This is a genomic window from Phenylobacterium sp., assembly GCF_031425575.1.
In the GTDB taxonomy this organism is placed as follows: domain Bacteria; phylum Pseudomonadota; class Alphaproteobacteria; order Caulobacterales; family Caulobacteraceae; genus Phenylobacterium.
On sequence record NZ_JANPJP010000052.1, the window covers coordinates 1 to 9,301 of the forward strand.

11 protein-coding genes are annotated in these 9,301 nt (G+C 68.4%); 8 read left to right on the plus strand and 3 right to left on the minus strand.

Going from position 1 to position 9,301, the window contains the following annotated elements:
- A partial coding sequence (locus RMO97_RS02985; protein ID WP_310539062.1) for an SDR family NAD(P)-dependent oxidoreductase occupies positions 1 to 404 on the minus strand: 404 nt, incomplete at its 3' end.
- Position 405: 1 nt separating this feature from the next.
- Positions 406 to 966 (minus strand): carboxymuconolactone decarboxylase family protein, encoded by a 561-nt coding sequence (locus RMO97_RS02990; RefSeq protein ID WP_310539063.1) that lies wholly within the window; start codon positions 964 to 966, stop codon positions 406 to 408.
- A gap of 109 nt (positions 967 to 1,075) precedes the next feature.
- On the opposite strand from RMO97_RS02990, the gene nhaA reads away from it, so the two are divergent.
- From nhaA to RMO97_RS03015, 5 genes are all read left to right on the plus strand, one after another.
- Complete coding sequence (gene nhaA, locus RMO97_RS02995; protein WP_310539064.1) at positions 1,076 to 2,266, plus strand: Na+/H+ antiporter NhaA; 1,191 nt, start codon at positions 1,076 to 1,078, stop codon at positions 2,264 to 2,266.
- A gap of 93 nt (positions 2,267 to 2,359) precedes the next feature.
- Positions 2,360 to 2,809 carry a 2Fe-2S iron-sulfur cluster-binding protein gene (locus tag RMO97_RS03000; protein ID WP_310539065.1) on the plus strand — a complete coding sequence of 150 codons (450 nt, stop codon included), beginning with the start codon at positions 2,360 to 2,362 and terminating at the stop codon, positions 2,807 to 2,809.
- Positions 2,806 to 5,061, plus strand: coding sequence for a molybdopterin cofactor-binding domain-containing protein (locus RMO97_RS03005; RefSeq protein WP_310539066.1), 2,256 nt, complete (start codon positions 2,806 to 2,808; stop codon positions 5,059 to 5,061). Before RMO97_RS03000 ends, RMO97_RS03005 begins: the two co-directional genes overlap by 4 nt.
- Before the next feature lie 74 nt (positions 5,062 to 5,135).
- A complete protein-coding gene (locus RMO97_RS03010) occupies positions 5,136 to 5,393 on the plus strand; it encodes an antitoxin (protein ID WP_310539067.1) in 258 nt (85 codons plus the stop codon).
- Positions 5,390 to 5,719, plus strand: a complete 330-nt coding sequence (locus RMO97_RS03015) for a type II toxin-antitoxin system PemK/MazF family toxin (protein WP_310539068.1) — start codon at positions 5,390 to 5,392, stop codon at positions 5,717 to 5,719. The genes RMO97_RS03010 and RMO97_RS03015 overlap by 4 nt, the downstream gene beginning before the upstream one ends.
- Before the next feature lie 81 nt (positions 5,720 to 5,800).
- Here the strand turns inward: RMO97_RS03015 and RMO97_RS03020 are convergent, their stop codons facing one another.
- On the minus strand, positions 5,801 to 7,240 hold the full coding sequence (locus RMO97_RS03020; protein WP_310539069.1) for an aldehyde dehydrogenase family protein: 1,440 nt from the start codon (positions 7,238 to 7,240) through the stop codon (positions 5,801 to 5,803).
- A 312-nt stretch (positions 7,241 to 7,552) separates the two neighbouring features.
- Between RMO97_RS03020 and RMO97_RS03025 the strand changes: the two genes are divergently transcribed.
- The 3 genes from RMO97_RS03025 (at position 7,553) to RMO97_RS03035 (ending at position 9,139) form a co-directional block, all read left to right on the plus strand.
- Positions 7,553 to 8,281 carry an SDR family oxidoreductase gene (locus RMO97_RS03025; RefSeq protein ID WP_409035278.1) on the plus strand — a complete coding sequence of 243 codons (729 nt, stop codon included), beginning with the start codon at positions 7,553 to 7,555 and terminating at the stop codon, positions 8,279 to 8,281.
- Complete coding sequence (folB, locus tag RMO97_RS03030; RefSeq protein ID WP_310539070.1) at positions 8,278 to 8,646, plus strand: dihydroneopterin aldolase; 369 nt, start codon at positions 8,278 to 8,280, stop codon at positions 8,644 to 8,646. Before RMO97_RS03025 ends, folB begins: the two co-directional genes overlap by 4 nt.
- Positions 8,647 to 8,749: 103 nt before the next feature.
- Entirely contained in the window at positions 8,750 to 9,139 is a 390-nt protein-coding gene (locus RMO97_RS03035; protein WP_310539071.1) for a hypothetical protein, read from the plus strand.
- The last annotated feature ends 162 nt before the right edge of the window (positions 9,140 to 9,301 follow it).

Below are 9,301 nucleotides of genomic sequence, written 5' to 3' on the forward strand. Positions count from 1 at the left end.
GCCAGCACCGCTTTGGTGACGAGCCATGTCCCCTTGAGGTTTACATTGAGCACCCGGTCGAAGGCGGCCTCCTCGACGCGGTGCGCCGGGCCATCGCCGCCGCCGATGCCGACATTGTTGACCAGGATGTCCAGCCGCCCCAGCCGGCTTTGGGCTTCCGCGACCATCGCGGCGACGTCGGCGGCGCGGGTGATGTCCGCCGGCCAGGCGCTGGCGTCGCCGCCCTCGGCGAGGACCAGGGCCGCCGTCTCTTCCGCCCGCGCCAGCACCCGGTCCACGCAGAGCACGCGTGCCCCTTCGCGGGCGAACAGCAGCGCCATCGCCCGGCCGTTGCCGACCGTCTCGCCCGGCGTCTGGCCGGCGCCGCAGACGATGGCGGTCCTGCCCTCCAGGCGTCCGCTCACCTCAGAAACCCTTGAGGTCGGGATCGAGGGTCTGGCCGGCATCGAGCTGGACGCCGAAGGTGTTCAGCATCATCGAGACCTGGGTGTACTGGCCGGTGGTGAAGACCACGTCCATGCACTGCTTCTCGGAGAAGTGCCGCGCCAGCTCGCGCCAGGTGTCGTCGGTGATGAACTGATCGCTGTGCAGCTCGTCGGTGGCGCGGATCAGGACAGCGTCGGCCGGGCTCCAGCCGGCGTCGGCGCCCTGCTTGATCCGGGCGATCTCGTCGGGGGTCAGCCCCGCCTGCAGGCCGATGCGGGTGTGCTGGGTGAACTCGTAGCCGGACTTGCACAGGTAGCCGACCCGCAGGATCACGATCTCCCGCTCGCGCTCGGGCAGGTCGTTGCGGCGGGACAGCACATAGCTGCCCCAGGCGTTGAACCGCACCAGCGCCTTTGGCGCCCGGACCAGGGTACGGAAGATGTTGAGGATGTTGCCTCCGAAATCCTTCAGGGCCTCGCGATGGTCATCGCCCATCTCGGCGTCGCTGAGGGGTTCGATTCGGGCCTTGCTCAGTCTCATGGCGCGCCTCCTGGCTGCTGTTCTGGTTGGCGGCCAGCTTAGGGCCGGCGCGCCCGCGCGCCACCCGATTTCGCTAGAGCCCGCCGCACCGGCTTGTTAGGCAGAGCCCATGTCAACGCGGTCCACCCTCGCCTTCCTCAAGACCGAGACGGGCTCGGGCCTGATCCTGGCCGTGGCGGCCATGATCGCGATCGTCTGGGCCAACTCGCCCTGGGCGGCCGCCTACGACCACCTGACGCATCAGGACGTGACCATCCAGGTTGGCGCCTTCGCCGAGACCATGACGCTCAGCGGCTGGGTGAAGGGCGCGCTGATGCCCATCTTCTTTTTCGTGGTCGGGCTGGAGATCAAGCACGAGGTCCTGCGCGGGGAGCTGTCCAATCCACGCCGGCTGGCCCTGCCTGTCCTGGCGGCGATCGGAGGCGTGGCGGCGCCGGCGCTCATCTATACGCTGATCAACACCGGGGCCGGCGGCGCGCCGCAGGGCTGGCCGATCCCCACGGCCACGGACATTGCCTTCGCGCTGGCCGCCCTGGCCGTGGTGGGCAAGCAACTGCCGCCCTCGCTCCGGATCTTCCTGCTGACCCTGGCCATCGCCGATGATCTGGCGGCGGTCGCGCTGATCGCTCTGCTGTTCACCTCAGACGTCAGTGTCCCGATGCTGGCCGGCGCCCTGGCCGTGGTGGCGGTCATGGCGGCGATGGGCCGCTGGAAGGGTGCGCCCTATGCGCTGTGGGTCGCCGCTGGCATCGTGCTCTGGGGCTTCACCCTGAAGTCCGGGGTCAACACGTCGCTCGCCGGGATCGCCGCCGCGTTCTGCCTGCCGATGGACCCGAAGCGGCCGGGCGGGCCGGGCGTGCTGCACCAGACCATGGAGGCGCTGCACCCGTATGTGGCGTTCGGCATCCTGCCGGTCTTCGCCTTCACCGCCGCAGGCTTTCCGCTGGGCGGTGAGGCCGCTGGGGCGCTGTTCGGGCCGGTCAGCCTGGGCGTCGCCGCGGGCCTGTTCTTCGGCAAACAGATCGGCGTCTTCGGCGCCGCGGCCATCGCCATCGGGCTGAAGTGGGCGCGACGGCCGACGGGCGCCAAGTGGCTCGAACTCTACGGCGTGTCCGCGTTGTGCGGGGTCGGCTTCACCATGAGCCTCTACATCGGCGCCCTGGCCTTCCCGGTCGGGGATGTCCTGCACGAGACTCAGGTCCGGGCGGGGGTGGTGATGGGGTCGCTGGCCTCTGCGGTGATGGGCATCGTCCTGCTGTCGATCAGCGTCGCCGCACGCGCACGCGAAGAGACCCGCTGACGCCCGTATTCGGCGCCTCGCCCGGGAATTGGGCTTGCGGCGCGCCATGACTAGGCGTCCGATACCCTTGATCGCCGATCCTGGGGGACCGCCATGACCACCTTCCGCCTTAACGGCCGCGAGGTCACCCTAAGCGGGCCGGATGACGCCCCGCTGCTCTGGGCGATCCGCGATGACGCGGGCCTGACGGGGACGAAGTTCGGCTGCGGCATCGGCCAGTGCGGCGCCTGCACCGTCCACGTCGATGGGGAGGCGGTGCGATCGTGCCTGACGCCCACAGGCGCCGTGGCCGGCAGGACGGTCACCACCATCGAGGGCCTGGGCGGTGCCCATCCGCTGCAGAAGGCCTGGATCGAGACCGAGGCGCCCCAGTGCGGCTACTGCCAGTCGGGCCAGATCATGCAGGCGGCCGCCCTGCTGAAGGCGACGCCGCATCCCACCGACGCGGAGATCGAGGCCGCCATGGGCGGCAACCTCTGCCGCTGCATGGCCTACATCCGTATCAAGCAGGCCATCAAGCTGGCCGCGGGAGCCAAGGCATGAGCCTCATCCTGGATACGCCCCCCATCGCCACGCCCTCGCGCCGCGGCTTCCTGATCACCGTCGGCGCGGCCGGGGCGGTCTTCGGTCTTACCAGCCCCGCCGAGGCCGCCGAGACCTTCGCCCCGACGATCTGGTACACGATCGACACGGCTGGAACCGTCACCGTGCACATCATCCGCGCCGAGATGGGCCAGCACGTCGGCACCGCTATCGCCCGCATCGTCGCTGACGAGCTGGAGGCCGACTGGTCGAAGGTGCGGATCAACCATGTGGACTCCGATCCCAAGTGGGGCCTGATGGTCACCGGCGGCAGCTGGTCGGTGTGGCAGAGCTATCCGCTCTACAGCCAGGCCGCGGCGGCGGGCCGAATCGCCCTGGTCGAGGCCGGCGCCAAGCTGCTGGGCGCGCCGGCCGTCAGCTGTACGGCCCGGAACGGCGCCGTCGTGGCCGGAATGAAATCGATTATATACGGCGAGATCGTCGCCAGGGGCGATCTCGCCCAGGCCTGGACCGCCGAACAACTGGCCAAATTGCCGATGAAGCCCGCCGCCCAGCGGCGGCTGATCGGAAAGCCGGCGCCGGCCCGCGACGTTCCCGGCAAGACCAACGGACAGGGGATCTATGGCCTCGACGCCAAGGTCGCCGGCATGGTCTACGCCCGACCCAAACTGCCGCCGACCCGCTACGGCTCCAGTGTTCTCGCCATCGATGAAACCGCGGCCAAGGCGGTGCCGGGCTATATCCGCGCCATCGCCCTGGACGATCCGTCGGGCACGGCGCCTGGGCTGGTCATGGTCTACGCCGACAGCTTCGTCGCCGCCGACCGCGCGACCGAGGCGCTGAGGGTCACCTGGAAGGCGGGAGACACGGCCAAGGTCTCGGAAGCCGACCTGCAGGCCCGCGCCCGCGCGCTGATCGCGGACAAGACCGCGGGCTCGCTGGCGGTGGAAGACCCCGGCGTCGATGCCGCCTTCGCCGTCGCCAAGTCCACGCTCGAGGCCACCTACACTACGGCCACGGCGCTCCACTTCCAGATGGAGCCGGTCAACGCCCTGGCGTTCGAGAAGGACGGCAGGTTCGAGATCCACACCGGCAACCAGTGGCAATCGCTGGTGCTCCCCTGGCTGGCTCAGGCGCTGGGTCGCAAAGAGGAGACCATCGTCCTTCGCACCTATCTGCTTGGCGGCGGGTTCGGGCGCCGGCTCAACGGCGACTATGCGGTGGTCGCGGCGCTGGCCTCCAAGGCCATCGGCGGCAAGCCGGTGAAGGTGGTCTGGACGCGGGCCGACGACAGCCGCTTCGACAGCCCGCGCTCCCCCTCGGTGCAGACCGTCCGGATCGCGTTCGGCGACGCCGGCCGCGTCACCGCCATGGACCATGCCGTCTGCGCCGGCTGGCCGACCCAGGCGATGGCGCCGTTCTTCATGCCCAAGGGCGCCAACGGCGCGCCCTTCGACCCCTTCGCCACCAATGGCGCGAACCACTGGTACAGCGTCGGCGCCCAGCGGGTCCGATCCATCGGCAACGACCTGGCCAACCGCACCTTCCGGCCCGGCTGGCTGCGCTCGGTCGGGCCGGGCTTCACCCACTGGGCGCTGGAGTGCGCGCTGGCCGAGGCCGCTGCGAAAGCGGGGGTGGATCCGCTGGCGTTCCGGCTGCGGATGCTGGACGGGGCCGGCCGCAACGCCGGCTCGGCGCCCAACGCCGTCGGCGGCGCAAAGCGCCAGGCCGCGGTGCTGAAACAACTTGCCGCAAAGGCGGGCTGGGGAAAGCCGCTGCCCAAGAATACCGGCCTGGGTCTGGCCACCAGCTTCGGCCAGGAGCGCGACATGCCCACCTGGACCGCCTGCGCCGCCCGCGTGCGCGTGGACCCGGCCAGCGGCGCGGTGAAGGTCGAGAAGCTGACCCTGGTCGCCGACGCCGGCACGATCGTGAGCCCCGACGGCGCCCTGGCCCAGATGCAGGGCGCGGCGCTCTGGGGGATGAGTCTGGCGCTGTTCGAGGGCACGGCGTTCGAGAACGGCGAGGTCCGGGACACCAACCTGGACAGCTACACCCCGCTGCGCATGGGCGACGTCCCGGACGTGGATATCGCGTTCATGCCCTCGACCGAGGCGCCGGTCGGCCTGGGCGAGCCCGCCACGACCGTGGTCGGCCCCGCCATCGGCAACGCCATCTTCCGCGCGGTCGGCGCCCGGGTCCGCGACCTGCCGATCCGCCCCGAGGCGGTGAAGGCGGCGATGAAGGGGTAGGGATTCGGGCTGGGTGGTTGCTTGACCCCTGAGACGAGCCGATTATATTGAAGTATAATTCTCGGAGCCCCACTATGCACAGCACCCGTCTGCGCAAAGTCGGCGGGTCGGTGATGCTGGCGGTGCCGCCGGTGCTACTTGACCTGCTTAATTTGAAGGTCGGCACGGCGGTCGAGCTGGCCGTCGATGGCGGGCGGCTCGTGGTCGAGGTGTCGCCGAAGCCGCGCTACACCCTGGCGGAATTGCTGGCGGCGTCTGACTATTCGGGCCAGGCGGCGGAGCTGGATGAAGATTGGGTCGGCGGCCAGCCTGTTGGCGGCGAACTGATTTGAAGCGAGGCGACATCTATGTGGTGTCCCTCAACCTGACACAGGGGCGCGAGCAGCAGGGAACCCGGCCCGTGCTGATCGTTTCCGCGTCGGCGTTCAATACGGCGACGAAGCTGCCGGTCGTGCTGCCCATCACCAACGGCGGCGACTTCGCGCGGCGGCTGGGGTTTTCCGTGGAGATCTCCGGCATCAGGACCACCGGCATCGTGCGCTGCGACCAGCCGCGCGTCCTGGACCTCGCGGCGCGCGGCGGGCGTAAGGTGGATACGCTGCCCGCCCCGCTCATGGACGAAGTGCTGGCGAAGATGGCCACGTTGTTCGAAGCCTGAGCCGTCCTAAGCCCGCTTGGCCTCACGAAAAAGGGCCGCCCCGAGGGACGGCCCTGATCCTCAGTCCGGAGCCCTGAGCCTTTACTCCGCCGCAGGCTTCGGCGCGTAGCCGAGCACCGCCTTGGTTTCCAGGAACTCGTGGAAGGCGAAGTCGCCCCACTCGCGCCCGTTGCCGCTCATCTTGTAGCCGCCGAAGGGGGCCATCATGTCGCCGCCGCCGCCGTTGATCGAGACCTGGCCGGCGCGCAGCTTGGAGGCCACCTTGCGGGCCGCCTCCAGGTCGGCGCCCTGGACATAGGCGGCCAGGCCGTACTCGGTGTCGTTACCGATCGCGATGGCCTGGTCGACCGTCTCGTAGCCCAGGATCGACAGCACGGGGCCGAAGATTTCTTCCTTGGCGATGGTCATGTCATTGGTGACGTTGGCGAAGACGGTGGGCTTGACGAAATAGCCCTTGTCCAGGCCCTCGGGCCGACCCGTGCCGCCGATGACCAGGGTGGCGCCCTCGTCGATCCCGGCCTGGATCAGCTTCTGGATCTTGTCGAACTGCACGCGGGAGACCACCGGGCCCAGCTGGCTGTTGCCGTTAGGGTCGCCGACGGTGACGGTCTCGGCGGTCGCCTTTGCCACCGCGATCGCCTCGGCCATGCGCCCCGCCGGCACCAGCATGCGGGTGGGTGCGTTACAGGACTGACCTGAATTCACCATCATACTGGCGACGCCACGGCCCACGCCCTTCGCGAAAGCGTCGTCGTCGAGAACGATGTTGGGGCTCTTGCCGCCCAATTCCTGCGAAACACGCTTGACCGTCGGGGCAGCATTCCTGGCCACCTCGATCCCGGCGCGGGTGGAGCCGGTGAACGACACCATGTCGACGTCCGGGTGGCTCGACATGGGCACGCCCACGCCGATGCCGTCACCGTGGATCATGTTGAACACGCCGGGGGGCACGCCCGCGGCATGCATGATCTCGGCGAAGATCTGGCCCGAGAAGGGTGCGACTTCCGAGGGCTTCAGGACCATGGTGCAGCCCGTCGCGATGGCCGGGGCCACCTTGCAGACGATCTGGTTCAGTGGCCAGTTCCAGGGGGTGATGAAGCTGCAGACGCCGATCGGCTCCTTGACGATCATCGTCGGGCCGCGATCTTCCTCGAACTTGAAGGTCTTCAGGATTTCAACGGCGGTGGCCAAGTGGCCCATGCCGATGGGAACCTGGGCCCGCTGCGCCAGCGAGGCCGGGGCGCCCATTTCTTCGGTCACGGCCGTGGCCAGGTCGCCGAAGCGCTTCTGATATTCGGCCAGGATGCGACCCAGAACCTCCAGGCGCTCCTCGCGACTGGTCTGGCTCCAGGAGGTGAAGGCCTTGCGGGCAGCCTTCACCGCCTTGTCGACGTCGGCGGCGGAGCCGACCGCGATCTTGCCGCAGACTTCCTCGGTGGCGGGATTTTCGACGTCCATGGTCTTCATCTCGACCGGCTCGACCCATTTTCCGTCGATATAGAACTTGAGATATTCGCGCATGACGTCCTCCGGACCTTGTTATTCTGGTGGCTGATGGAGCCGTCCGCCCCGATCTTCACGTTCTATTTTAGTGATCGGCGATCAGGTGGGAAGCCCTGATGGTGAGATTGCGTTAACCGGCGACGCGCCGCCATTGCCGACCCGGATACCGACAGCGGTCTTGCCGAGGCGACGCCACCTCGGTAAAGCCGGACCAACCCCAGGGTAACGGAGTTCCCATGAGCGGCATCCTGATGATCCTCGTCTTCGTCGGCGTCCTGGCGGCGCTGAACTGGTTCGAGTTCGGCCGCCTCGACTGACCGGCGCAAACCGATGGCCAGCCGCGGCGCAGCACTGGTGACGGGCGGCGCACGGCGGCTTGGCCGTGTGCTGGCGGTGACGGCGGCGCAAGCCGGCTATGACGTCGCTCTGCACGTCCGCGCCATGGACGATGACGCCGAAGCCGCCGCAGGTGAGGTCTGCAGTCAAGGCCGCAAGGCCGCCATCCTGACCTGTGACCTGCGCCAGGAAGCCGCTACTGTGGCCCTGGTGGGCGAGGCCGAGGCTGAGCTGGGCCCGGTGACCCTGCTGGTCAACTCGGCCAGCGTTTTTGAACACGACGCCTTTTCCGACATGAACCGCGCCTCCTGGGACCTTCACATGGAGACCAACCTGCGCGCGCCACTGGTGCTGGCCCAGGTGTTCGCGCGCCGGCTTCCGGCCAACCGCGACGGCCTGATCGTCAACCTGCTGGACCAGCGGGTATTGCGGCCCGGCCCGGACTTCTTCTCCTACGCGCTCAGCAAATCGGCGTTGTGGGACGCGACCCGGATGCTGGCACAGGCGCTCGGCCCCCGCATCCGCGTCAACGCCATCGGTCCGGGACCCACCCTGGCCTCGATCCACCAGGATGATGCGGCGTTCGCCGCCGAAGCCGCCTCAACCCTGCTGGGCCGCGTTGTGCCGCCGGCCCAGATCGGCGCGGCGCTGCGCTATCTGATCGACGCGACAGCGGTGACGGGGCAGATGATCGCTGTCGACTCCGGCCAGCACCTGTCATGAGCAGCACAACGTTGATCACCTCGAGGGTCTTCGTCACCGGCGTAAAGGTCCAGGTCGAGATCGGCGTCTACCGGCACGAGATCGGCCGCCTCCAACCGCTGGTGATCGATGTCGAGCTCGACGTCCCCACCGATGCCTCGGATCGACTGGCCGACACCTTGAACTATGAGGCCATCCTCAGCGCCGCGCAGGCCGTGGCGGCGGGCGGGCACATCGCCCTGGTGGAGACGTTCGCTCACCGGCTGGCGGAACGTTGCCTGGCCGATCCACGCGTCACGCAAGCGCGGGTCCGGATCGAAAAACCCTTGGCTCTCGCGCCCGATGCGATCGGCGCCGGCGTGGAGATCATCGTCGCACGGACCTGAGGCAGGTGGACGCGATGTAACATTGCAACCTCTTTCGCGACGGCCGCATCCGCACCATCTTGCAGCCGTTGTCTCCGGCGATGGGCCGGAGCCGGAGGGTGAAATGATCGACGACCACGGCGCCACGGAAGACCGCACGATGCCGGCCGTGGTCTATGGCCTGTACCTGCTTGCGTTCGCCACCGGGGTCACCGCCATCATCGGCCTGGTCATAGCCTACGCCCAGCGAGGCGCCGCCGGTCCAACCATGCGCAGCCACTACACCTATCTGATCCGCACGTTCTGGGGCGGGCTGCTGATGATGGTGGCGGGCGGCGTGCTGTTCGCTGTCGGCGCACTGCTGGCGATTATCCTGATCGGCTTTCCGATTATGGGCGTGGCGTGGCTGATCTTTGCCGTGGCGACGATCTGGTACGCGGTGCGCTGCATCATCGGCTTGGTCTACCTCAGCCGCGGCGTCGCCCACCCCCGGCCTTACGCCGTGCTGGCGTAGGTGTTTTCCTCCAGTTCTTGAGGAGGGAAAGCGCCTTAGGCCGCCACCAACTCCCGCCTGACCAAGCGGGCGTAGTCGTCCATCAGGCTGAGCGAGATGTTCCCCGGTCGGAACTGATAGTCGCCGATTTGCGACACCGGGGTCACTTCGGCCGCCGTGCCC